Source organism: Niastella vici, assembly GCF_002077945.1.
Taxonomy (GTDB): domain Bacteria; phylum Bacteroidota; class Bacteroidia; order Chitinophagales; family Chitinophagaceae; genus Niastella; species Niastella vici.
In genome coordinates, this window is the sequence record NZ_LVYD01000113.1 from 98,745 (window position 1) to 121,862 (window position 23,118).

General features: G+C 44.0%; 21 protein-coding genes. 9 read left to right on the forward strand and 12 right to left on the reverse strand.

Annotated elements, in window-relative coordinates:
* Positions 1-24 precede the first annotated feature (24 nt).
* Entirely contained in the window at positions 25-897 is an 873-nt protein-coding gene (locus tag A3860_RS36755; protein ID WP_081155591.1) for an AraC family transcriptional regulator, read from the reverse strand.
* A gap of 464 nt (positions 898-1,361) precedes the next feature.
* Here A3860_RS36755 and A3860_RS36760 point away from each other — a divergent pair, with 464 nt between their 5' ends.
* Positions 1,362-6,233, forward strand: coding sequence for an FG-GAP-like repeat-containing protein (locus A3860_RS36760; RefSeq protein ID WP_158085479.1), 4,872 nt, complete (start codon positions 1,362-1,364; stop codon positions 6,231-6,233).
* 162 nt (positions 6,234-6,395) lie between these two features.
* Here A3860_RS36760 and A3860_RS36765 read toward each other — a convergent pair whose 3' ends face one another.
* Complete coding sequence (locus A3860_RS36765; protein ID WP_081155593.1) at positions 6,396-6,692, reverse strand: hypothetical protein; 297 nt, start codon at positions 6,690-6,692, stop codon at positions 6,396-6,398.
* A gap of 201 nt (positions 6,693-6,893) precedes the next feature.
* Here A3860_RS36765 and A3860_RS36770 point away from each other — a divergent pair, with 201 nt between their 5' ends.
* The 5 genes from A3860_RS36770 (at position 6,894) to A3860_RS36790 (ending at position 10,721) form a co-directional block, all read left to right on the forward strand.
* Positions 6,894-7,430 carry a GNAT family N-acetyltransferase gene (locus A3860_RS36770; RefSeq protein ID WP_081155594.1) on the forward strand — a complete coding sequence of 179 codons (537 nt, stop codon included), beginning with the start codon at positions 6,894-6,896 and terminating at the stop codon, positions 7,428-7,430.
* An 801-nt stretch (positions 7,431-8,231) separates the two neighbouring features.
* Positions 8,232-8,747: a MauE/DoxX family redox-associated membrane protein gene (locus A3860_RS36775; protein WP_081155595.1), complete on the forward strand. Its 516-nt coding sequence runs from the start codon at positions 8,232-8,234 to the stop codon at positions 8,745-8,747.
* 185 nt (positions 8,748-8,932) lie between these two features.
* Positions 8,933-9,238, forward strand: coding sequence for a hypothetical protein (locus tag A3860_RS36780; protein WP_081155596.1), 306 nt, complete (start codon positions 8,933-8,935; stop codon positions 9,236-9,238).
* A gap of 184 nt (positions 9,239-9,422) precedes the next feature.
* Positions 9,423-9,995 (forward strand): Crp/Fnr family transcriptional regulator, encoded by a 573-nt coding sequence (locus A3860_RS36785; protein ID WP_081155597.1) that lies wholly within the window; start codon positions 9,423-9,425, stop codon positions 9,993-9,995.
* 60 nt (positions 9,996-10,055) lie between these two features.
* Positions 10,056-10,721: a metal-dependent hydrolase gene (locus A3860_RS36790; protein ID WP_081155598.1), complete on the forward strand. Its 666-nt coding sequence runs from the start codon at positions 10,056-10,058 to the stop codon at positions 10,719-10,721.
* Here A3860_RS36790 and A3860_RS36795 read toward each other — a convergent pair.
* Positions 10,711-11,055: a winged helix-turn-helix transcriptional regulator gene (locus A3860_RS36795; RefSeq protein WP_081155599.1), complete on the reverse strand. Its 345-nt coding sequence runs from the start codon at positions 11,053-11,055 to the stop codon at positions 10,711-10,713. The genes A3860_RS36790 and A3860_RS36795 overlap by 11 nt on opposite strands.
* A gap of 121 nt (positions 11,056-11,176) precedes the next feature.
* Between A3860_RS36795 and A3860_RS36800 the strand changes: the two genes are divergently transcribed.
* Positions 11,177-12,079, forward strand: coding sequence for an oxidoreductase (locus A3860_RS36800; protein WP_081155600.1), 903 nt, complete (start codon positions 11,177-11,179; stop codon positions 12,077-12,079).
* Between the two features lie 247 nt (positions 12,080-12,326).
* A complete protein-coding gene (locus tag A3860_RS36805) occupies positions 12,327-14,801 on the forward strand; it encodes an FtsX-like permease family protein (RefSeq protein ID WP_081155601.1) in 2,475 nt (824 codons plus the stop codon).
* 77 nt (positions 14,802-14,878) lie between these two features.
* Here A3860_RS36805 and A3860_RS36810 read toward each other — a convergent pair whose 3' ends face one another.
* Genes A3860_RS36810 through A3860_RS36825 form a run of 4 tightly spaced genes read right to left on the reverse strand, consistent with a single transcriptional unit; the run spans position 14,879 to position 17,226 of the window.
* A complete protein-coding gene (locus A3860_RS36810) occupies positions 14,879-15,328 on the reverse strand; it encodes a DinB family protein (protein ID WP_081155602.1) in 450 nt (149 codons plus the stop codon).
* Between the two features lie 3 nt (positions 15,329-15,331).
* Positions 15,332-15,739 (reverse strand): VOC family protein, encoded by a 408-nt coding sequence (locus A3860_RS36815; RefSeq protein WP_081155603.1) that lies wholly within the window; start codon positions 15,737-15,739, stop codon positions 15,332-15,334.
* A gap of 56 nt (positions 15,740-15,795) precedes the next feature.
* A complete protein-coding gene (locus A3860_RS36820; RefSeq protein ID WP_245843704.1) occupies positions 15,796-16,254 on the reverse strand; it encodes a helix-turn-helix domain-containing protein in 459 nt (152 codons plus the stop codon).
* A gap of 3 nt (positions 16,255-16,257) precedes the next feature.
* Complete coding sequence (locus tag A3860_RS36825; RefSeq protein ID WP_081155605.1) at positions 16,258-17,226, reverse strand: GlxA family transcriptional regulator; 969 nt, start codon at positions 17,224-17,226, stop codon at positions 16,258-16,260.
* A gap of 94 nt (positions 17,227-17,320) precedes the next feature.
* Between A3860_RS36825 and A3860_RS36830 the strand changes: the two genes are divergently transcribed.
* Positions 17,321-18,313: a quinone oxidoreductase family protein gene (locus A3860_RS36830; RefSeq protein WP_081155606.1), complete on the forward strand. Its 993-nt coding sequence runs from the start codon at positions 17,321-17,323 to the stop codon at positions 18,311-18,313.
* 138 nt (positions 18,314-18,451) lie between these two features.
* On the opposite strand, the gene A3860_RS36835 is transcribed toward A3860_RS36830, so the two are convergent.
* From A3860_RS36835 to A3860_RS42185, 5 genes are all read right to left on the reverse strand, one after another.
* The gene (locus tag A3860_RS36835; RefSeq protein ID WP_081155607.1) at positions 18,452-18,862 is read right to left on the reverse strand and encodes a VOC family protein; all 411 of its coding nucleotides are present in this window, start codon (positions 18,860-18,862) and stop codon (positions 18,452-18,454) included.
* A gap of 90 nt (positions 18,863-18,952) precedes the next feature.
* Entirely contained in the window at positions 18,953-19,531 is a 579-nt protein-coding gene (locus tag A3860_RS36840; protein WP_081155608.1) for a Crp/Fnr family transcriptional regulator, read from the reverse strand.
* 82 nt (positions 19,532-19,613) lie between these two features.
* Entirely contained in the window at positions 19,614-20,039 is a 426-nt protein-coding gene (locus tag A3860_RS36845) for a YybH family protein (RefSeq protein WP_081155609.1), read from the reverse strand.
* A gap of 123 nt (positions 20,040-20,162) precedes the next feature.
* Positions 20,163-20,861 carry a DUF1826 domain-containing protein gene (locus tag A3860_RS36850; RefSeq protein WP_081155610.1) on the reverse strand — a complete coding sequence of 233 codons (699 nt, stop codon included), beginning with the start codon at positions 20,859-20,861 and terminating at the stop codon, positions 20,163-20,165.
* A gap of 125 nt (positions 20,862-20,986) precedes the next feature.
* Complete coding sequence (locus A3860_RS42185) at positions 20,987-23,074, reverse strand: T9SS type A sorting domain-containing protein (RefSeq protein WP_143774450.1); 2,088 nt, start codon at positions 23,072-23,074, stop codon at positions 20,987-20,989.
* Positions 23,075-23,118 lie beyond the last annotated feature (44 nt).

Sequence of the window (23,118 nt, forward strand, 5' to 3'; positions counted from 1 at the left end):
AATAGCGGAAATGGACAATTCATTTTATTTCCCCGACAAATCTTGCCTGGGCAAAAACTCACTTGCACTTTTGCCTGTGCTTTTTTTGAAGAGCCTTGAAAAATAATCAGGGTCATTAAAGCCCAATTCATAGGCCAGATCTTTGATAGAAGTATTTGAATAACGCAATCTTCTCTGAGCTTCCGTTATCAAACGGTTAATAAAATAATCTTTTGGCGATGTCCCGGAATATTCTTTTACAATCCGATATAAACTGTTTGTAGATAAGGCTAATTTTTCTGCAATTGCGTTGATAGAAGGTTGCTCTGTCAGGTACGTTTCAACGACCAATTTGAACTCGATAAACTTTGAAAGGTTAGTGTTTAAGGGATTGAGGGGTTCTTTGTTTTTGAAATAAGCGCTGTTTAATTCTGATAGCAATGTGTTCAAATAAGCTAATATTATTTCAGTGTCGGTTTCATATTTATCCAGGTGAAGTAGCTGATTTAAAATTCCAAAAACCTTTATTACTCTTTCTTTTGCAGCACTGTCAAGAACAATGGTTTGTGCGTTTAAAGGGTTCACCAAAAAGGGAAATTGTTGTGGCAGCAATGCCAATGTATTTTCATCAAACAGCAGCTTGAAATATTTTAGATTGTCTGTTTTAGCGGGTGGCGTAAATAATTGATTTGGCATTGCAAAAAGCAATTGCCCGTCGGTAAGCGTAAAGTCTTGTAAGTCTAAATTGTATGAAATTGAACCGCTTTCAATTAATACAATAAAATAAGAAGATAATCTGCGAGGTTGCAGCAATTTTTTTTGAATATCAACTGAAAGATAAGGATTGTCGTTTGAGCGAATCTTTATTCCCAGCTCATCATTCTGTAAGCCCTCATATTTCCCTTTTTGTTCTTGCATATTATTTGCTCAAAAGTTTGTAGGGTATCGCCATACAATGACCGCTAACCTGTGATTGGAATATTACGTCTTTTTTTATCCCTTTGTAGGGTTACTTTGCCACTTTGGCTCATTTTCACAACGATTATGCGACAATATACAGATTTATACGTCAAGAGCGTCACGCTACCTCTTTTGCGACATCAGGAGGCTACTTAATTATTGTTCATGATAACTCGAACCTTCTGGTCATTTGCCAACAAATTTTGAGTTCCCGGGAGGTGTAAATCAATGTACTGTTCATTTGTAAATTGAATTAATACAGTTCCAATTGCTTTTCAACACAATAATTATGTCATTGCCATTATGACAGACAAATTAAAGTGTCAATTTTTAGCTCAACGTTTTGCTATTTAAGTTTATCAACTGGCCTAATGCTAATAATTGAATATATTTACATCCTATTAGGCCCTAAACTCACGTCAATGCAACTTTCCTACCTGAAAACAGCCTTTAAAGGCTTCTTATCCCTTGCTATTATTTATATTTTTTCCCTTTCGTCTGCTTTGGCGCAGATGCAGCAGATGTACCAGGATGCTGATCCGGATAACCATCTCAATAAAATAAGTTTTTATTCACCGAATGAAGGCTATGTAGCTTTTGCGAAATGGATCGGCTATACGACCGACAGCGGCAGAACCTATACAAAGAAATTTATCACCCTCAGTAACGTCAATTACGGCAGCTATACGAACGTCAACTTAACCTTTGGGTTTGGTATCGAGGGTGTGAAGGCCTTCGATAAGAATACCCTTATCGTATATGGCGATTACGGGCTGGTACCGGCTATTTTATATTCTACCGATGCTGGCAATTCTTTTAAGCTGGTCTTCCATTCCCAGTTTGATCCTTCGACACTGAGGACAGGGATCAAGGACATGGTTTTTCCTCAAAATGATAATATCGGCTATGCGGTGGATGCAGACCGGGTGCTGAAGACGACGGACAAAGGGATGAACTGGTCGGTGCAGTCAACGTGGTCCGCCACCTTTTTTGACCACCTTGAGGCAGTTGATAACAATAATGTAATTGCGATCAGTACCGATTATAATGCCAACCGGTTAATAAAGACCAGTAATGGCGGCGCGTGGTGGCAGCCAATCACATTGCCGCAAACAGGCGTTCTAACCTATGCGTATTTCCTGGATGCCAACGTGGGATGGCTAAGTATGTACAGCGGGCAGGACCGCTATTTTTATAAAACAACAAACGGAGGCGTGCGCTGGACCCTTCAAAACGACATTGATGCCACTCCTTTCAATTGCGATAAGATGCGGTTCACCGACGTCAATACCGGCTATGCCCTGGTAGCTCCTTACCGTGTTTATAAAACAACCAACAGCGGCGTAACCTGGGAACCCCTCTCCCGGGAAACCAATTTCACTTACCTGGGTTATTCCCACAATGACCTGCAGTGCTTGTCTGCCACACAATTGTGGGCAGGTGGCGGCCATGGCTACCTGGAAATGACCACGAATGGCGGAGGAACTCCCATAGCTGCTGCTTATTTTAAAACAGATACCTCAGGGATGTATATAGCCGGCAACGTTCAGTTGTTGAATTTTTCCAGAACAGGGTGCCAGTACCAATGGCTGGTTAACGGATCATTGGTAAGCACGAGCTATAACGCGACCTATACACATGATATCGTCAGAAGCGTTGATACGATACAGCTGATCGTTACTGCCGGAGGAATTTCCGACACCCTCACCAAATACCCGCAGTTTTATGCAGGAGGCATCGCCAGGGTATCTTCTTATTATCCAAAATCGGGCAGTGCCGGCACGTTCGTAACCATCTCCGGTTCAAAATTCACCAATATATCAGGTGTTTCGTTTGGTGGTACGCCTGCGGCTTCCTTTACTGTTATAGGTGACACGGTGATTACTGCTGTCGTTGCAGGCGGCGCTACAGGAACTATCACGTTGAAGCAATTCTATGGCATTGTTCCGGTTGGTGGCTTCACGTATAATCCGCCACCTGCTTCAGCGCCTCCGGTGATCCAGGCCGTCAGTCCATCAGCGGGCATAGCAGGATCCACAGTAACAATCACCGGCAGCGGATTTAGCACCACCGCTTCACAGAACAATGTTTTTTTTGGATCTGTTCCGGCGAAGCTGCAGTCGGCTTCTTCGGGGCAGCTTGTATGTACGGTGCCTGTTGGGGCAAGCCTCGGTACTATCCAGGTGCTTAACAAAGACAATGGCCTTTTGGGAGAATCCCTATCCCCTTTCCATGTGCCATTCGCTGACAGCGCTGCTAATTTTACACCTAATTCCTTTACCGAGGGCATTATTATAAATAAAGGCGCGGGAATCCCTTCCGGCCTGCAGGGGAAAGACATTGACGGTGACGGAAAACCTGACCTGGTTGTAAATATAAGCGCAGGACAGGGCGATTCGGTGGTGGTGTTCCGTAATACAACCACAGGGGGGCGGTTTTCCTTTGCACCAAGAGTGAATATCGGTCAAATTTTCTTTCCCACATTCGGTCATTTTACTATAAACGACCTGGACGGCGACGGGCTTCCCGACCTTGTGTCGCCAACAAATGACAAGTTGGTGAAAGTGCTTCGGAATGCAAGCAGTCCGGGCGTCGTTTCATTTGAAAAGGAATACCTGGTCCCCGCCGGAAGAGGCACCCAGGAAGCGGTTATTACGGACCTGGACAATGATGGAAGAAATGACATCGCGGTGACGGCATTTTCTGACTATTGCGTGTCTGTAATGAGGAATACAAGCGTGCCGGGCGCCCTGTCTTTTGGCGCCACACAAAACTTCACTTCTTTGATGACGGTTATCGGGATCGCTGCCGGTGACCTGGACGGCGATGGGTTGAAAGATGTTGTCGCCTACGGAAGAGATCCCAACTCAGGCAGTTTATTACTGTATCGGAATACCAGCAGCGGGGGAAATATTTCTCTCGCTCCATTTGTTAGTGTAGGCGTGCCAGGCTACAGTTTGAACGGCAGCTATATTTCAATCGTGGACTTCGATAAGGATGGTATACCGGACATTGTTGTTTGCAATGACGTTAATATCTGCGTATTCCGGAACAACAGTACTGTGGGGAACTTTTCTTTTCTGCCTCCTGTTGTCATGCGTCTGCAACCAAATAATTATTTTACGAGTGGTTGGGGAGGATGCGTGTCAAATTTCAGCGGAAGCGTTAAACCTGATGTAATTTCTGCCACCGACGGACCATTTCGCCAAATTATTATGGAAAAAAATAGCTCCCTGCCCGGCACTCCCAAACTGGACAGCCTGGTATATGGACCTGGCGCCAACTCCACCGGTATTTTTACCCAGGCAGTTGCAGCGGCGGATTTTGATGGGGATGGCAAACCTGACCTTGCTGCGTCGACCGGTAGTGATGACAAAATCGTCATTGTATATAAAAATACGGTCAATGTTCCGGTCATCACGCCCATGTGTACGAGTAAACAAGGTGGTAACACGCTGGGGTCTGATATCAGCGGTAAGATTTATCAATGGCAGCAGGATGCCGGCAGCGGGTTTACCAATGTCGTTAATAATGCCAACCTCAATGGCGGAGCCACGAGCACCCTGCAATTCGACAATACCCCTGCCTCGTGGAATGGCTATAAATACCGGTGCATGGTGGATGGACGTTATAGCAGCACTTTTGTACTGCAACTAAACTATACTCCCAGTCCCGGTTTAATTGTTACAGCTACTGACACCAGTTTCTGTCTTGGAACGAATGTAACCTTTACCGCTACCGACTCTACCGGTTATAAACATAATTATTTTTGGCAGTGGCAGATCAATGGAAAGAATACCGGTTACATTTTTGACAATTTTCTTTCAACCAATACGCTGCAGGATCTGGACCAGGTGCGGGTGATTCAAATCTATAATGATATCTGCGGCCTCGAACGCAGGGATACCAGTAAGGCTATCACCGTGCACGTAAATGGCGCTGCAGCTTCCGTGCAGATAAGCGCTTCCAACCTCGCGGCCTGCGTGGGAACCCCCATTACATTTACGGCGACGCCTGTGAATGCAGGCAGCCTGCCGGTATATGACTGGAAGGTAAATAATGTATCCCAGGGGATCAATAATGCGATCTTTACCAGCTCAGGCCTCAGGAAAAATGACAGGGTGCAGGTATTGATGAAAAGCTCTGCCACTTGTGCCTATCCCAGCCCTGCCCCGAGCAATTTTCTTACAATGGCCGTTACGGATACAACTGCCCTGTCCGTTAGTATATCAACTGCCACGCCTGCCGTTTGTAACGGAACGAATGTGTTGTTTACAGCCACTCCACAGAATGCCGGCCCTGTATCAAGCTATCAGTGGACGGTTAACGGGATTGTTACGGGTTCAAACACAAACACTTTCAATAGCTCCACGCTACACGACAAGGACATTGTTCAGTGTGCGCTTACCAGCCCTGCTGCCTGTCGCCTTCAGCCGCAGGTAAACAGCGGGATAATTACAATGACCGTGAACAGCATCGTAATCCCTTCCGTTTCCCTGTCGATCAATGATACCGCCATATGCGCCGGAAGCTCAATCGTCATTACGGCTCGTGCGGTGAACCCGGGTTCTTCACCTGGTTATCAATGGAAAAACAATGGGGTGATAATAGGAAATAATTCTCCGACCTATACCATCAATGGGCTTTCGAAAAATACAACAGTCTCGGTCTTGCTACGGAGTAGCGCTTCCTGCGCCATTCCGGATAGTGCCGCCAGCGCTCCTGTAGTCATTACGGCAAGCCCTGTACCCGATGTCAGGATTTCCGGGGATACAGTAGTTGTAGCAGGATCTAAAAACCATTTGACTGCTACCACATCCTATTCCGGCACGGATCTTCAATATAATTGGCAGGATAGCACTCATTCGCACGGATGGCAGAACATCAGTGGAACTGCCGGGGATACGATAAACTACGCCCCGGTTGCAAGCGGCGATAAGGTCAGATGTGTAGGCAAGACCAATGCAGGTTGCACGGCTATAAGCAATTCAATTTCCATGAGGATCAGTTTGCCTACGGCTATCCCCGGAATTCCTTCAGCCGATGCTGATTACCGTTGGTATCCCAATCCTGTAAACTCAATGTTCTATGTGCAGGATGAAAATCGATTTGACCCGGTTTCGACAATAACTGTCTTCAGCAATGTAGGTATAACGATACTGGTGATGAACAATGCCGGCAGACAGTCAACAATCAACGTCAATGTGTCAACGCTGGCAACGGGTGTGTATTTTGCAGAAGTGCGAAGAAAATCGGGTAAAACGAGTTATTTTCAATTCCTGAAAGTGCCATAAGGGAATCGATGCCCGGTTAGCTTTACTTGTGGTGAACAACTGAAAAGAAACGTTAAGCGAAAAGGGGTAAAGTAAAAATTTAAATAATAAAAGGCCGCCGGTTTTCGACAGCCTTTTATAGTCAATATGTTTCTTTAAGGAAATGCTGATCGTTTGCTGGTGCTATGGATGCGAATACAGCTTATACACCAGCGTACCCGATGGTGGTACATCCGGGCCACCATCGGTATAACCCTCCAGGTCAAGGGTACCATTGGTAGGATCCAGATCATCGCCGCTTACAACCAGTGCATTTGCCAGCGTACTCCATGCTACGAACTGTCCGGCAGGAGTATACCATGCGTAATTTCTTATCACTACGGGATAATTCGCATGGTGTTGCTGCCAGGGGGAGAACGAGCTTAACAGCAACGTGCCGGCCAATAGCGGCAACAACAAAAGGATTTTGATCTTTTTCATTTGATAATGATTAATGTAATGAATTAGTGAACTATCCTTTTAAAGTTACAAAAGAGGTGGTTACGAACAAGGTGAGTATACGATTTTACTTTTATAGTGACCGGCATAAGCCGGTATATGCTAATAATTTTAGGTAAAAACAAGTTAACGGCATATATTTAAGTGTTAACGGTCAACATTGCCAAATAAAAATCTGATAGGATGGTAAATAGATCCTTTACACCCTTTCCAACTTTGACAACCGCAAGACTAACTCTTAGACAATTATCAACCGATGACGGGGAAAGTATTTTTGCCTTGCGTTCTGACAGGGAGATAAACAAGTATCTTGAAAGACAACCAAGCCAGACAATTGAAGACGCAATCAACTTTATCAACAAGATAAATGATACCATTGAAAAAAATGATGGGATCTATTGGGTAATAACCCTGACAAACAGTAACACCTTTGTTGGAACAATTTGCCTTTTTAGCTTTTTAAACGAAGAAAATAAGTGCGAGATCGGTTATGAACTTCTGACAAATTATCAGGGACAGGGAATAATGAAAGAAGCGGCTGAAAAAGTTATTGACTATGCCTTTCATACATTGCAGCTTCAAAAAATAGAAGCATTTACTCATAATGGCAATCAGCAGTCAACCAAACTTTTGTTGAAGTTTGGATTTAAAAAATCAATAGAAGCTGACAAAGAGAACCCTGACTATACTATTTACACCTTGACCAATTCAGACCGGTAACCAAAGTTTTTTATGTGTTAGCCAGGAAATAACAATGCGAGTAGATGGCCTCGATCTCAACATTAGAGACATGCTATAGGCGATTTGCGCACCTGACAGATCCGCATAACGAGTTGCTAATAATTCGATTTCTGAATCAAAAAGTGTGTTGCATCGTGTCATTAATAGTGGTCGAAAGCGGAAAAATGCGACACAAATTTGACACACCTTAAAAGAAAAAGCCTTGAAAGTAATACTTTACAAGGCATTAAAAGTGCCCCGAACAAATGAATAAAGGCCCACTTTCGCGGGCTTTGTAAGTTATTGGCGTCGTAGGGATTGATTTAATACACCACTCCGGTACACTTTTCTATTGATTTAAATCCTTAATGAGCTTGTGCACCGGCACTTACTCCATGATGTTTGGTACCTATGTGTGCACCGGCACTACAGGAGCTAATTGAGACACCAATCACCATAAGCATAGCAACAATTATTGAAAACTTTTTCATAATGTATGTTTTAGTATATATAAATAAAAAATTGTGCCGCAGTTGTTTTGCACAGTTTGGACTGGCGTATGTCCTGAATTAGTGGCAGGGAGATACTAACTACTATTCGAAGATGATTTACAAAGCTATTATGATCCTGCAATATTGTGCCCCAGCATCTTCCTACTCACCTTAAAAGTGCATTAATGATAGGAATTGTGCAAACACGATAAATGAAGTGAATTAACTTGCACACGTTGAAACGGCAATCAGCCTTCGCTAATTAACCGGAGACAGCTTACCGACTGTTCCCGGCGTAAAAACCGTATTTATGAAAAATACAACCTTATCCGGCAGCGCAATGAAAAGAAATGGTTTTATGAATTTTGTTGTTGCGAAAAGAACTACGATTGTAGAAGTGATTTCGGCTCTGTTTATATTGTTGTTTGTGTATACGGCAATTAATAAATTTCTTGTTCTTAAAGATTTAAAATATGTATTAAAAAACTTTCCCCTTATTGGCAGCTTTCCGCAAGTTATAACCTGGGGGCTACCTATCAGTGAATCAATTATTGCATTGCTATTATTTATACCCCGCACTAAATTATCAGGTCTTTATGGTTCACTGGCGATGTTGACGGCATTTACCTTTTATCTTGGTTATATGCTTGTATTTACACCTAAATTACCGTGTACCTGTGGCGGCATGCTACAGAAATTAAGTTGGCCGCAGCATTTGATATTCAATATATTTTTTGTTTTCCTGGCCATTGTTGCCATCCGGCTATATAAAAAGCAACAGGATACAGGAGAAATTACAGAAACCCCTCTCGTCATATTTACATAACTAAGATTCACTGTTTTTTACTGAAAATTCGTAATAAATTTTTTTGTAGTTGGGTCCAACACTACAACTGGAGTTGCGCAGCTCAGGTTGTAAGCGGAAGCCACCGCCGTTATGGTGGTAAACCAGGGAAAGCCGAAAACCTGTTTAAGAGAGTAGGCGATCATTAAACTTTAAAATCACATTTTATGAAAAAGTATTTATTAAGCGTATCCGCCATTGCTTTGGCAGTTGGCTTCACTGCTTTCACAGTTAAAAAAGACGTTACACTTTATCGGTATGATGGTTTGCAGTCAGAAAATGAAAGAAAAATTGCAACAAATTATACAAGAATGGATTCTGACATAATTTGCCTTGGTTCTGGCAATGAGTGCGCCGTTGTGATGTCATTTGACAATGGAGATCATCCTGATTTTACAAACGTTACCTTCCAACCTGGTACTGGATTTCCTAAAAGCGGAGGTGCATTTTTATTTAATTTACGAAAGAACTAATAATTGGCGCTCCTTCAACTCATAACAGATGATGATGTAGTTGAAAGAGGAAGCAATTAAGTTTTCGCAGTCTGATATGCAGTCATTACAAGGCCATCCCAACAGTAAGGGTGGCCTTTTTTGATGTGAACGAGCGGTATTATGAATAAGAGAGAAATGAGAAAATATTAAGATATTTGCCCCTATGAATGAACTGGAAACCTATATCTCTTCGTTTTGGAATATTACGGGAACAGACCTGAAAATGGTCGCCTCCTTTTTTCAACCCGAAACCATTCAGAAAGGCTCGTTTTACTTAAAGCCCGGTAAAATATGTAACACCCTCAGCTTTTTGCAGTCGGGGTTAATGCGGGTATACCTCATCGATGACAGCGGCCAGGAAATTACCCAATGGATCGCAGGTAAAGGCGGTTTCATAACCGATCTGGCGGGGATGCTATTTAATGACGCTTCAAAATGCTATATACAAGCCCTCACTGATTGCGAATGTTATACCATCAACCGTACTGAGTATAACGCCATGGAGAAAACCGTTCCCAAATGGCACCAGCTGGAAAAACTGTTTATTGCACGTTGTTTTATATTTATGGAACAGCGCGTTTTCTCCCTGTTGTCAATGACCGCGGAAGATCGCTACAAATGGTTGTTCAATTACAATCCTGCGCTCTTTAATGAAGTGCCGCTGCAGTACCTGGCGTCCATGATGGGGATGTCGCCAGAAACGTTGAGCCGGATCCGGAAAAGAATAAGTTCTTGACAAAAGTCAAGCGGTCAATTGTTCTTTTCGATGACATTTGGATCCTAAATCAAATGACACATGTTTATAGGACATTTCGGCGTAGGCATGAGCCTTAAAAAGACCGCACCTGCTATCTCTCTCGGAACTTTGTTTATCGCTGTACAACTGTTAGACCTGATCTGGCCAACATTTTTACTGTTGCATATAGAAAATGTTATTATACATCCTGAACTCGGCGGCAACCGCATCCTGGAATTTAAAAGTTACCCCTATACACACAGCCTCGCAGGCGCAATAGGCTGGTCGGTATTATTTGGCTGCGTATACTTCCTGGTTAAGAAAAATGTCAGGAATGCCCTTATACTTGGCGTAGCAGTATTCAGTCATTGGGCGCTCGATTTCTTTGTTCATTTTGGCGACCTGCCTTTATTACCTACCGACAATTCAACCCATGTAGGTTTAGGTTTGTGGGGTTCACCCATGGTTGAAATTATTATAGAAGTAATTTTGTTTGTAACAGGCATCATGCTCTATCTCCGCAGCGTTCAGTTTAAAAACCCCCTGGGTAAAATAGTTTTTGGCGTACTGATCGCGCTGTTTGTACTGGTACAACTTTCCAGCCTATGGGGACCGGCGCCTGCCAGTGAAAACGCCCTGGCCTGGAGTGCCCAGTTTCAATGGTTGTTCGTTTTGCTGGCTTATTGGGTGGATCGCAATACCAAAAGGGTACTTTTCACTTTATAAACTTCTCCAGTTCCGTTCGATGGTCTTCGCCCCATTGAGCTGTAGTATTAATAGCAGGAATAATCGTTTCGCCCAGCGCTGTTAATGAATATTCTACTATTAATGGACGTTTAGAATAGATGGTCTTTGAAATTAAACCATGTGCCATCAACTCTTTGAGCTGGGAATCTAAAACCCTTCTCGAAGCTTCTGATATCGCTTTGTGAATTTCACTTGGACGCTTATAGCCTGAATGAATACACCAAATCAAACTAATTTTCCATTTTCCGTTCATTACAGCCAAAAACAACTGTAATCCGCAGTCATTGGACACTGGTATCTTTTTTTGATACATAGCTTTTACCGGAATTTTAAATATCAACGATTGTTCATATCACATCTGCTGCCAAAGGAGGATAAATTTATCCGTGCTTTGGCAGCATTATTCATCAATCTAATTTCGCTAAAAAGAATGTATGTGGACAAAAAATAAAATTCCTGATTTAAGCGGTAAAATAGTAATTGTCACAGGCGCCAATACAGGTTTGGGGTTTGAAACGGCACTTGCCTTATATGAAAAAGGGGTACATGTAATTTTGGCCTGTAGAGATTTACATAAAGCGCAGCAGGCAATTGCAAAAATAAACGAACATAAAGGGACTGGAATAGTAGAAGCGGCCAGACTTAACCTGGAAAGCTTAAAGCAAATAAATGAGTTCTCCGAAGTCTTTATCCAGAAATACCGGCAGCTTCACGTGCTAATCAATAACGCAGGCGTTGCCATGCCACCTGCATCTAAAACAAGCGAAGGCTACGAATTGCAATTCGGCGTAAATTTTCTGGGTCACTTTGCGCTCACCGGGCTTTTATATCCTTTGCTTTTGACAACACCGGATTCCCGGATAGTAACAGTAAGCAGTAACGGATATCAAGGGGCACTCATTGATTTTGATAATTTAAGGTCGGAAAAAGATTATAATCCAATTAGGGAATACAGGCAAAGTAAACTGGCAAACCTGATCTTTTCAATTGAGTTGAATCGCAGAATAAAAGCAAAGGACCAGAAAATATTATCGATAGCTGCACAGCCTGGCGCCAATAAAACAGCATTGACCAGACATTTGAGTGAAGAAGAAATTGCTATTGGTAAAGAACGGCTCGGAGAATTTATGGAGCCGTGGCAGGGAGCCTTGTCGTTGCTTTATGCAGCAGTTTCTGATGAATCGGTTGGAGGAAGTATGTACGAGCCAGAAAACAGTGGATTGAGAGGCTACCCAACCTTAGCCAATATACAGGAAAATGCAATGGACGAGGCTGTTGCTAAAAGGCTGTGGCATTTTGCAGAACAAGCAACGGGTATTCATTTCCCAGGTAGTTAGCAAGGTCAGTTATAACGAAATTGAACAGGGGCATCTGTATAACCTGGTTGAAATCATCCTATTGATAAGTTGGTGCCCTTCCTTCTCCTGAGGGAAAAATATCGCAGCGACCTGTCTCAATTCAGACACTCCCTGTATCGGAATCGAACAGTCATGGGCGTATTGTTATATTTAAAAAGTTAATTATGAATTAGATATTCAACTGGTATTTTATTTGCCTCATCTACCTGTCACCCTACCCCGAAAAATGATTGCTATGTTTAAAAACTATTGGCTTGTAGCCTGGCGTACGCTCGTCCGTAATAAAATTTATAGCCTCGTCAACGTGTTAGGCCTGGCATTTGGTATTTGCGCCTGTTTGGTCATTTATTTAATTACCCGGTTCGAATATAGTTTTGATAACTTTCATCCGGACCGTGACCGCATCTTTTGTGTAGACTTCGGGGCGCATGGTGCTCATTTTAATTGCGTGCCTGGCCCCATACCGGCCGCCATGCGCCAGGAAATGACCGGCCTTCAGACTGTGGCGGCCTTTCGTACCTATGCGGCCGATGTAACGATACCAGGTTCCTCCCATTCAGCACCTGGGCGCTTCGCCGATGACGGTAGCCTCATTATCACTGAGCCACAATACTTCGACATCTTTCGCTACCAATGGTTAAGCGGTAATGCCAAAACTTCTCTGACCCTGCCCAATTCAGTCGTCCTTACTGCGGAAAAAGCCAGAAAATATTTTGGCAATCTCGACCCGGACAGGATCATAGGCCGCACCATCTATTACCAGGATTCGCTGATGGTGACCGTAACAGGTGTTGTCGCCGATCTTACAGGCAACAGTGATCTTAATTTTAGCCAATGGATCTCTTTTACCACTATCCCTGCCAGTTTTCTTAAGCAAAAGATAAAGTTAGACGATTGGAGCAAAATAGATGGTTCCGGCCAGGTGATGGTCAAGCTGTCAAAGGGCGTAGCGCCTTCACAGATCGATACGCAATTTGTGGCCCTGGCCAAACGGCACTACGGCAAGGATCCGGTGTTCAACGCCATTTTGCAACCACTGTCGGGCATCCATTTTCATCGGGAGTATGGCGGTTTTGTGGTCAGAAAGGCCAACCTGGGGGTCTTGAAGGCACTCATGGTCCTGGCAGTTTTTATCCTTATTCTTGCCATCGTTAATTTTGTCAATTTGTCGACCGCGCAATCCATGCAAAGAGCGAGAGAGATCGGCGTGCGAAAAGTAATGGGCGGCAGCAGGAAGGGCATCGCCGTTCAATTTTTTACCGAAACCCTGTTGTTGACGTTAGCTGCTGTGGTTGTTGCGGTGCTGATGATACAGCCGGTGTTATACCTGTTCGCTGATCTGATACCGGCAGGTGTTCATTTCCGGATGGATGGTGCTACACTTTTGTTTTTATTGTTGGTAACCGCGGCGACCACCCTCCTGGCAGGGTTTTATCCGGCAGAGGTGCTGGGAAAATATCAACCCACGGTGACCCTGAAAGGGATCACTGCGGTACCAGACGGCGGCAAAGTGGACCTGCGCAGAGGATTGATCGTTTTCCAATTTACCATCTCGCTGTTGTTCATCATAGCGTCCTTCATCATGGGTTCGCAGCTGCGGTACCTGTTGCATATAAACGTGGGTCTCAAAACCGATGCGATCATCACGATCACTCCTCCGCGCGAGCAGGAACGTGGCGGGGTGACTATGAATCTGCAGGGGGAGCAGTCAGCGCCTTCCGTAATGCCGGGTAAGATGGCGGTACTGGCTGATAAGATCCGGCAACATGCGGGTGTAGAGCAGGTGATCAAAGAGGGGGCGCCGCCGGTAGGTTTTATGCGTATGAGGTTCGGCGGCGGCGGGCTAAGGTACAGCGATGAGAAGATGGAGGTATCCCAGCATTACAGCAACGAAGCGTACGTTCCTTTTTATGGGCTCAAGCTGATCGCGGGGCGAAATCTGCTCCCGGGCGACAGCAGCAGGGAACTGCTGATCAGTGAAACCTGTGCCCATGCATTGGGTTTTGCCGATGTGAGCAAGGCCATTGGCCAGGAGGTGTTCGTAGGCGAGTTTGAAGTTCGGCCCGTAGCTGGCGTGGTAGCCGATTTTTATGACCTCTCTTTTCATCAGGCGAGCTTGCCGATCATCATCACTCACGATCCCACGAAGGAGATCGTTATTGGGGTGAAAATCGCCGCTCAGCGTATGACCGCCGGCGAGCTGAAGACCCTCATTGGCAATTTAGAAAAGGACTGGAAGACCGTGTTCCCCGGGAAGCCGTTTGACTATTCTTTCCTCGACGAGATCATCGCCGGTATGTATGCAGAAGACCTCAGGAACGAAAAAGTGATCAATGTGGCGATGGGCATTACCGTTTTTATCTCTTGCTTAGGCCTGCTCGGTTTGACCATTTTTTCTACGGAAAGAAGGGGCAGGGAGATCGGCATCCGAAAGGTATTTGGGGCCACCGTGTCGAATATTATGGTCATGCTTTGTAAGGAGATCGTGCTGCTGATCGTGATCGCCTTGTTGATCGTGACACCGATGGCCTGGTACATTATGAATAACTGGCTCCAGGGCTTTGCTTACCGCGCGCCGCTTAGCGGTCTGATGTTTATTGCAGCAGGAGCAGCCGCCATTGGAATAGCGCTGCTTACGGTGGGTTTGCAGGCAATGAAGGCGGCAATGGCCAATCCGGTGAAAACATTGCGTACTGAATGACGATTGAGTTGCCGGAAATGAAGTTCGAATCCATTCAGGTTTCACGAGACCCCGCGCGCAAAAACACAATCGCAACACTAACAATTGAACTGACGGAGATGATGGTCGGTATGCTTGTAACTGAGGCGCCCGACCTGCTCTTTGGTCATTCTTCCAAAAAAGGGATGTATGAAGTCCTGGTCTGGAAGCCGGCCACAATCTTCTATCAGGGCGATCCATTTCTCTTTTCTTAAAGCTATATCGCCTGAAAAGTTGTTCTTTATCCTGATCTCAGGAACTGTAGGCATATTCTGCCTGATTTGATTTTCATCCTTTAAAAGGCTTTTCAAAACCATTCTGCCGAACAGAAGCCCGGAAAATGATCTTTTGCATTTTATGCGGCCTAACATCATTTCTTCATACCGGATGCAATGATCCAGCATTTGACCGGGATCCATTTTGCCCCATTGAGCCGCGCAGCCTTCATTAAGGTTATTGATCCTGGCGATCAGTTGATCTCTCGTTGTTTTGTCAAATATAGTTTTCATGGATTAATTGATTTGTGCGAGTGAAAACCAGTTGCCCGAGTCATCCTTGAATATAGCTTCAGTGCCATAAAATTCTTTTGTGGGAACCTTGGTAAATTCCACTCCTTTTACCCTTAGTTCTTCATAAGTTGCAAAGATGTCGCGACATGTGAAGACGGCTATGCCGAAAGTCCCTTTTTTTACCAGTTCCCTCAATGTATCTGCAGTCTCTTTAGACATATTACTCTTTGCAACCGGGAATAATACGATTTCAAAACCTGGCTGTTCCGGAGGGGAAACAGTAAGCCAGCGGCCATCCTTGCCCATAGGGACGTCTGTGACAACTTTAAATCCGAGCTTGTTGGTGTAAAAGTCGAAGGCGCTCTCCTGATCGAGAACGTATACTGTTACATGGGTCATTTTAGATATCATGTCCTTTGTTTTAGATTGTATAGCAAAGGACGACGAAAAGCTGATACGCTGTTTCTCTAAAATTGCGTTTTTTTCAGCCAACCGTTCTTTTCAGCGAAGCAGCCTGGTATAAAGGCCAGAGGAGATTCGGCTCTTTGCGTTCTCAACTTTTGCTGCCGGGCCAAATAACCCGACGGTGTTGTGCCGGCAATCCGTTTGAAAAGCCCGCTGAATGAGCTTAAGCTTTCAAATCCTACTGCATAACAGACGATTGAAACGGGAGTCCCCGATCTCAGTAATTCCATTGCCTTCTCAATCCTTACGGAGATCAGATACTGATGTGGTGTTTTGTGGTATATATTTTTGAACAGTTTGATGAAATGAAATTTTGAAAAGTTTGCTTCGTCTGCAATATTATCAAGATCGATAGGTTCGGCATAGTGGGTATCGATGAAAAGCTTTGCCTGCACCAATCGTCTGTATAAATACATTTTTGGGTACTGCGGGTCTTCCATACCTAGTATTGTAAACGTCATCTGTTATTTCAATTTTTTGCGAACAGGGAGATGTTGTATTTGCTTTCTAAATTCAATAGGCCCCATTCCCGTAATTTTAGAAAATAACCGTGAAAATGAAGATGGATCATCAAACCCAATATGATAACATATCTCAGAAATTGAAAGTTTCGTTTCTTCCAGTAACGTTTTCGCCATGTCAATCCGCTTTATTTGTATCCATTTTCCAGGACTTATCTGAAGTTCATCAAAAAATTTACGGGCCATAGTTCTTGGAGACATTCCCAATTGTTTTGCCATTATCGAAATGTTTATCCCGGGGTTGTCTTTAAAAAGTCTGTTCATTTTTTTTTCAAGTTGGCCGGCATAATTATCCAATGAAAATTCATATGGGCTTTGAAACTGACGTGAAGAAGGTAAAACCATAAGTTTTCGTACACGACGTTCCTGTGTTGAAAAACCGAGATCAGAGAGAAGCGTGGTAATTAATTCCAATCCTGAAAAGCCACCCCCGCTGGTATAAATCCGGCCATCACGAACCAGAATGCGTGTTGGTTCCCACTTTACGTTTGGAAATCGCGCCTGAACTTCTTTTTTCAACCACCAGGATATTGTTGCTCGTTTACCATTCAATATGCCGGAGGCGGCGAGCATGTATGATGCACCGCAGGTTGCTGTAAGAATAGCTTGTTGTTTTTGTGCAGATTTTATCAAAGGTTTGGCAATCCGCCATTCTTCATCTAACAGCCTTGGCGCTGAAATCACTTCCGACCCCAAACCACTTAAAAGAACTAACACATCTATTTTTTTCGAGGGTCTGCTCTTTGCATTAAAAGAAATGCCTGATCTTGATACAGCCTGCCTGTAAGGTGAAACAAATTCAAATGTAAAGGGCTTCGGTTCATTGAGATCATTTATTGCCTGCAGGATCTCAACGAATGTTGAAGCAATTGCCGAATAAAACCCTGATGGTAAATAAATCACAAAATGCATAGTGGCAGTTTTTGCATAGTATTTGTCAAAAACGACAGGTCAAAGTTATGCAATCTGATATAATATTGCCATCCAATAAATACTGATATAAATTATGAAAGCGATTGTATTTGACAGAATTGGTTCTCCTGAAGAAGTTTTGGAACTTAGAGATGTACCTGTTCCTGAAATAAGTGATGATGAAGTTTTAGTCAGGATGGTGTCTGCATCCATAAATCCGGGCGATTTTTTGTTCATACAGAATCTTTATCCGGAACCTAAAAAGCCACAATTTCCCGGTCAGATTGCAGGAAACCACGGTGCCGGAATTATCGAAAAAGCAGGAAGACAGGTTAAATTACAGCCAGGGACATTTGTTGCATTCAGTTATTACAATACCTGGGCTGAATATACGGCTGTGCCAGCTGAATGGCTGATACCCTTACCCGCTGATTATCCAATTGAGCTGGCAGCGCAGTTAGTGAATCCTATAACGGCATGGGATTTACTTGATCAGGTAGGATTACTTCCGGGCCAATGGCTTGCCCTTACTGCAGGTAATTCAACAATTTCTACGATGGTGGCGCAATTTGCCAGGCATATGCGCATAAATGTTATCTCTTTAGTACGCCATGCCCAAAAAACAATTAATCTTACTTCAATGGGTGCCAATGCTATTGTTGAACTTTCTAATCTGCCGGATGATTTATTAAAAGAGCGAATTATGAAACTTACAGAAAACCAGGGAATTAACGGAGTAATTGATAATGTCGGTGGCCCGGTTACAGGTGAATTGATCCGAAGCATGACTTTTGGTGGACGGCTGATAATTAATGGAGGAATGAGTGCCAACAGGTTTGAATTGCATAACTTTGATATTTTATTGAGGGGCATAGAAATCAAATCCCATGTATATCGTTATTTTTTCAACCCGCCGAAAGAAAAGGACACTACTATTCTCAAAGAGATCATAACGCTATCTGCACAACCAGATTTTCAGGTGCCGTTAGGAGGATTACACGGTTTAGAAGATTTTGGCATGGCTATTGCAGAGAGTATAAAGTTTCCTCAAAAAGGTAAGCATGTTTTTAAAATTTCACACATATAAAGATATGTGGCTTTCAAATCCTATGACGTTAAGGGCCTTCAAGTCATAGGATCTGAAGGCCCCTTTTGGTTCGAAGTCTCTTGTAAAAATTCGGTTGTTAAAAAAAGGCGCTTCGAGGGTGCATAACAGCATTCAGCCTCAACCACAATTCGGCATATTCGTTGCGTCCATATAAACTATTTCCCATTGATGTCCATCAGGATCTGCAAAGCTGTGCTGATACATCCAGCCGTAGTCTTGCGGTTCAGCATAAATGGAACCCCCAAGTTCAGTTGCTTTTGCGATGGTTTGCTGCACTTCTTCCCGCGACGCCGCATCAAGCGCCAGCAATACTTCAGTTGCCAGGTGTGCATTGCCCACCTCTTTTTTGGTGAAAGTTTTAAAATAGTTTTCTACCAACATCATTATATAAATGTGCTCGTTTACCACCATGCAGGCTGCCTTGTCGTCGGTAAATTGTGGATTAAAGCTGTAGCCAAGTCCGCTGAAAAATGCCTTTGACCGGTCCAGGTCTTTAACAGGAAGGTTGATGAAAATTTTTGTTGCCATGATTGTAATTTTTTAATTGTTATTGATGCTCAAAGTTGCGGCAACCGTTTTCCACAAAAATTTACATATGTTGAGAAAAGCAAAAAATCTTTACTTATTCGCAAAAAATATCCGGCTTAACTTCGTTGGAGTGATGCCGAGATAGGCGGCAATGTGCTGTTTCTTTAGCCTTTTTACTAAACCAGGGTATTTGCGGAGAAAATTATCGTAATTGGTTTTAGCCGATTCATATCGCAGCGATACTTCATATGGTTCTTTTTCGATTATCCAATGCTGCTCCATATAGCGGATATAAAAAGCGGCGATATCGGGATAAATGGCAACAAGTTTTTTAAATTCCATGAAATTGTATTCGAGCACATCAGTATCCTCAAGCGCTTTTATAGTAAAATTACTTGGCGACTGGGTGAGCGTAGCTGTCATGGAACCGGCAATCCGGTTCTCTGGGAAGAAATATTTAACCACCATATCGCCGTTTTCGGCAGTAGAGTATTGATACATTAAGCCATTCACAACAAAGGCCACCTTTTTAGGTGTCTGGCCTTCGGTAACAAAATTGTCGCCCTTGTTGTAGGTGTTTTCGCGGAGCAATGCAGTCCACGCCGCTTCTGCCTGCTGCGAGAGTTCAGCGTAAGTTTTTATTTTTTGGAAGAAAGCATCTTGGCTCATTGGCTAAAGATAGCAATCTTAATGTGCAATTGAATGCAGGAAGTGCTCAACCTGCAAAAAAACCGGAACGATTACAGGCTAGCTAAATGTCTCCTCGAATTGGTCCCTTGTCATTAAAACTTGCAATGGGATCTGCGTGGCGATGTACCAGCTTCCAATTGTCATTTTCCTTTCTAAATGTAGTAGTGACTCTGAGATCAAATGAAGAAATTTCTGATTTTCCACCAACCCTGGATGTCCATTTTTCGATCTCAAATATGGTTAGAAGGTCATTAGTTTCGTAAGTAGCAATTCTTTCGAAACTTTTTACTTCACCATCTCTGAAGCGTGATGATGCCAAATCAAGTGCTTCGGAAACCCGTTGCCATCCTTTTACAGTTGATCCGAACGGGTTGGCCAGCATAACATCATCTGAATGAGCGTACATTTTTTTCACGGGGTCAGGGTTGCCACGTGAAAAAATATCAGCAGCCTTGTGATATTCTTCTATTGTGAGTTGGATGTTCATGGCTCCATATATTAAGTCGCCCAAAAATTATTGCACCGCTACAGGTTAATTGCGGTTACCGATAAAGCATTTATGTCTGGCATTCGCCCTAAACAAATGCTAAATAAAGTTACAAAAGTTCATTCAACAGATCATCAGCAACCTATTCTGTCCAGATTTTTCCTTTGGTGCACGGTGAAGACAAGGGGGAACCTGACTTTCAGGATGATCAACCGCCAACCTCCATAGGTGACCCAAGCCTAAGCTTATTGGACGTGCATCAGGTTCAGCCTGATAGTGTAGATCAAAAAAATGTTCACTTAAGAATGATTCAAAACCTTCCTCTGCTCCATGATATAGCTTTTTGAGTTCATCACGTATTTCCGGAATAAGGACTTTCTTTTTGCCTTGAGAATTTGGCAATATTTCACTCGACTCGCCATAGTAAGTGCATAAAAAGGTATCGATCGGTATAGGAGAACGATCTACGTGAAAAGAATAAACATCGGTTGGAAAGAATGGGTAGGTATCATCCCGATCATAGTGGTTGATCACATTAAGGATTGGCGATGCGCCATGAGCTTTCAATACCTTCAGGTCATTTAAAAGAATTTCACGGGCAAGTTGCCCTTGTTCACTCAACTGAAGTTCACAAAGTTCCTCTTGTTCAATTGCCGTTATATTTCCGCTTAGCGCTACCTTTTTAACAATCTCAGAAAAATCACCTATTAGTTTACGCGTCCAACAAACAGCATTAATCATTCCATTAAATGGCGTAGAAACAAGGTCTTGAAAATTCGTGACACAGTGAATTTGATTCCCGGCATGAGGCAAATCTATCATAATAGCTAATATAAGCTCATTTTACAACGAAGTACGGGAATTTTGGAAATTTCTCATAGTAGATGACGAAGTAACCCTGTTAAGGGAAAATCTTAAATCACGTTGCATTTCCTTCGGATATTGGATTAGTTATGAATTACCAATTTACCATTCCGGTAACTGGCGCCATCGGAAGCTTTAACAAAATAGATTCCGGCCGGCAAGCTTTGCAGGTTCGTAAGCAGCAATTCATTGAGGCCCGTTTTTAACTGGTATTGCCGGCTCAGCACGGCATGCCCGGTTACATCAAACACGGTAATTTGAAGTTTGTTATTGCCGGTTGAAGACCATCTGATCGTGGATTGCCCGATGGCAGGTACAGGACTTATATCCAATGCATCTTCAGCGAAACCAGTTTGTATGGTAATAATCTTACTCAAAAATGTTTGGCCGTTTGTACCGCGTGCTTTGATCCTGTAAAAGACAGTCCCTTCTTTACCGGCTGATGCATCTGAAAAGTTATACTTGCCAATGTCGCCATTGCCCCGCTTACTTACTATGCCGGCTTTCACAAAATTGTTCCCATTGTTACTTCGTTCTATGATATAGTTTGTTACATCTTTTTCATTGGCAACCTCCCAGTTGATCAACACCTGCGCCCCGTTCTTTTTTCCCTTTACGAACAGGAATTGCATAGGTAAAACTATACAGCCAGGCGGGAATGCCATAACCGGGCCTGTAACTGATATACCTCCGTCACCGGCCTGGGCGCCATAAGGGATAGTGCCCGATCCATTATTTGTAGTGCCGGCCATTCCGCCGGTTACCGAAGAGGCAGCATTCAGTGTTCCGTCGGTATATATAACGCCGCCGCCGCCGCCGCCACCGGGTCCATGCGGAGAGCTTGTGCCATGATTCCAAAAATTGGTACCGCCAGTGCCGCCATTCGCATATACTGTGATGTTTGAATGACCGCTGCGGGCGTTGATCAATACGCTGCCACCAGCGCCACCGCCGCCTGATGCATCGTTGACAATGGTGCTGTTTGCGTTACTACCATTCGCCAATACAAAGCCGGGGTTTATGATGGTGCCGGCGCTTATAATAACAATGCCACCACCCGCGGCGCCGCCGGAAACCAATCCGCCGCCGGGGCTGCCGGTACCATTGTTAGTGTCGCCGGCTCCGCCGCCGCCACCCATCACCAGCCGCAACGCGCTTCCCTGCGCGAATGGGGCGCCAGGGTAACCACCGTACGGCCCATTCGTTCCATAACTGTTGCCGCCTTTTCCGCCTGCACCGCCGTTACCACCGCCACCACCGCCACTGTTGTTACCATTGATCAGGGTGTTATCATCGCTTCCGCCTCCACCGGCATTGCCGGGGGCGCCCATACCGAAACTTCCGCCGGGATATCCTTCTTCTGTATTCTTCTGCAAAGAACTATAATTGTTGCTGTTAATAAGCCGCGGTGTTCCGGCAATCCCTTCTCCCTTCGAAGCATGGTTACCAACCTGGGCACTAATGTTGGCATTGGTGGGCGACACCACGGCAAAGTCGCGGGTGGTACTTGTGCCACCAACCAGCTGTACGCCACCACCACCGCGGAAACCGGCACCGGTAACGTTGATCGTATGCCCGTTCATGTTAAGCGTGTTCATTACAGCCATCACTATTACCCCGCCGGTAGCGCCATCCCAATTAGGCGGTGTAATGTCGGCGTTCAAAATGAGGTCGTAATATACAGGTACACGAATTACCTGGTAAGTGTACTGGCCATCAGTGCCAAAAGCGGCTTTTTTATAATTATTAACCGTTCCCGTCTGCAGCGTCAACATACCGCCGGTCAACGGAACGGAATTAGTTGCTATTACATATTCCATATTTCCGGCGTATAATTCAGCATTATTCAGGTAACCTCTCCCACTTACGCTATCGCCATAGGTGTTGTTATTGGTTGAATTGATCTGCGCCCCCTGCATTTGAATGATCAGTAAAACATCTCCTGCACTGATAGGGGTTGTTCCGTAAGTGGCCCCATCTATGGTAACAGAAGTACTTCCTGCACTTACTGTTGCCAGTTGCCCGGGATAATATGTATTGGAAAAAGAAGTTATTGTAGCCGTAACAGGCGACGGGCAGGTTTGCGCCTGTACCGTATTTACTGATAATATCGCTATACACAATATAACCAGGAAGCATTTGACAGGGCATTTTTGTAAAACGGATCTCATCAGGTAATGGATTTTTATTATAGGTATCAGAACATAGACGCGTA

Excerpts from the sequence above, each read along its gene's own strand:
- A3860_RS36780 (WP_081155596.1), top strand. The coding sequence starts at position 8,933 with ATGAAAAAGTATTTATTAAGCGTATCCGCCATTGCTTTGGCAGTTGGC.
- A3860_RS36825 (WP_081155605.1), bottom strand. The coding sequence starts at position 17,226 with ATGCATTTTGTGATTTATTTACCATCAGGGTTTTATTCGGCAATTGCT.
- A3860_RS36840 (WP_081155608.1), bottom strand. The coding sequence starts at position 19,531 with ATGAGCCAAGATGCTTTCTTCCAAAAAATAAAAACTTACGCTGAACTC.
- A3860_RS36775 (WP_081155595.1), top strand. The coding sequence starts at position 8,232 with ATGAAAAATACAACCTTATCCGGCAGCGCAATGAAAAGAAATGGTTTT.
- A3860_RS36850 (WP_081155610.1), bottom strand. The coding sequence starts at position 20,861 with ATGATAGATTTGCCTCATGCCGGGAATCAAATTCACTGTGTCACGAAT.
- A3860_RS36765 (WP_081155593.1), bottom strand. The coding sequence starts at position 6,692 with ATGAAAAAGATCAAAATCCTTTTGTTGTTGCCGCTATTGGCCGGCACG.
- A3860_RS36770 (WP_081155594.1), top strand. The coding sequence starts at position 6,894 with ATGGTAAATAGATCCTTTACACCCTTTCCAACTTTGACAACCGCAAGA.
- A3860_RS36800 (WP_081155600.1), top strand. The coding sequence starts at position 11,177 with ATGTGGACAAAAAATAAAATTCCTGATTTAAGCGGTAAAATAGTAATT.
- A3860_RS36805 (WP_081155601.1), top strand. The coding sequence starts at position 12,327 with ATGATTGCTATGTTTAAAAACTATTGGCTTGTAGCCTGGCGTACGCTC.
- A3860_RS36795 (WP_081155599.1), bottom strand. The coding sequence starts at position 11,055 with ATGTATCAAAAAAAGATACCAGTGTCCAATGACTGCGGATTACAGTTG.
- A3860_RS36830 (WP_081155606.1), top strand. The coding sequence starts at position 17,321 with ATGAAAGCGATTGTATTTGACAGAATTGGTTCTCCTGAAGAAGTTTTG.
- A3860_RS36845 (WP_081155609.1), bottom strand. The coding sequence starts at position 20,039 with ATGAACATCCAACTCACAATAGAAGAATATCACAAGGCTGCTGATATT.
- A3860_RS36755 (WP_081155591.1), bottom strand. The coding sequence starts at position 897 with ATGCAAGAACAAAAAGGGAAATATGAGGGCTTACAGAATGATGAGCTG.
- A3860_RS36790 (WP_081155598.1), top strand. The coding sequence starts at position 10,056 with ATGTTTATAGGACATTTCGGCGTAGGCATGAGCCTTAAAAAGACCGCA.
- A3860_RS36820 (WP_245843704.1), bottom strand. The coding sequence starts at position 16,254 with ATGACGTTTACAATACTAGGTATGGAAGACCCGCAGTACCCAAAAATG.
- A3860_RS36835 (WP_081155607.1), bottom strand. The coding sequence starts at position 18,862 with ATGGCAACAAAAATTTTCATCAACCTTCCTGTTAAAGACCTGGACCGG.
- A3860_RS36810 (WP_081155602.1), bottom strand. The coding sequence starts at position 15,328 with ATGAAAACTATATTTGACAAAACAACGAGAGATCAACTGATCGCCAGG.
- A3860_RS36760 (WP_158085479.1), top strand. The coding sequence starts at position 1,362 with ATGCAACTTTCCTACCTGAAAACAGCCTTTAAAGGCTTCTTATCCCTT.
- A3860_RS42185 (WP_143774450.1), bottom strand. The coding sequence starts at position 23,074 with ATGAGATCCGTTTTACAAAAATGCCCTGTCAAATGCTTCCTGGTTATA.
- A3860_RS36785 (WP_081155597.1), top strand. The coding sequence starts at position 9,423 with ATGAATGAACTGGAAACCTATATCTCTTCGTTTTGGAATATTACGGGA.
- A3860_RS36815 (WP_081155603.1), bottom strand. The coding sequence starts at position 15,739 with ATGATATCTAAAATGACCCATGTAACAGTATACGTTCTCGATCAGGAG.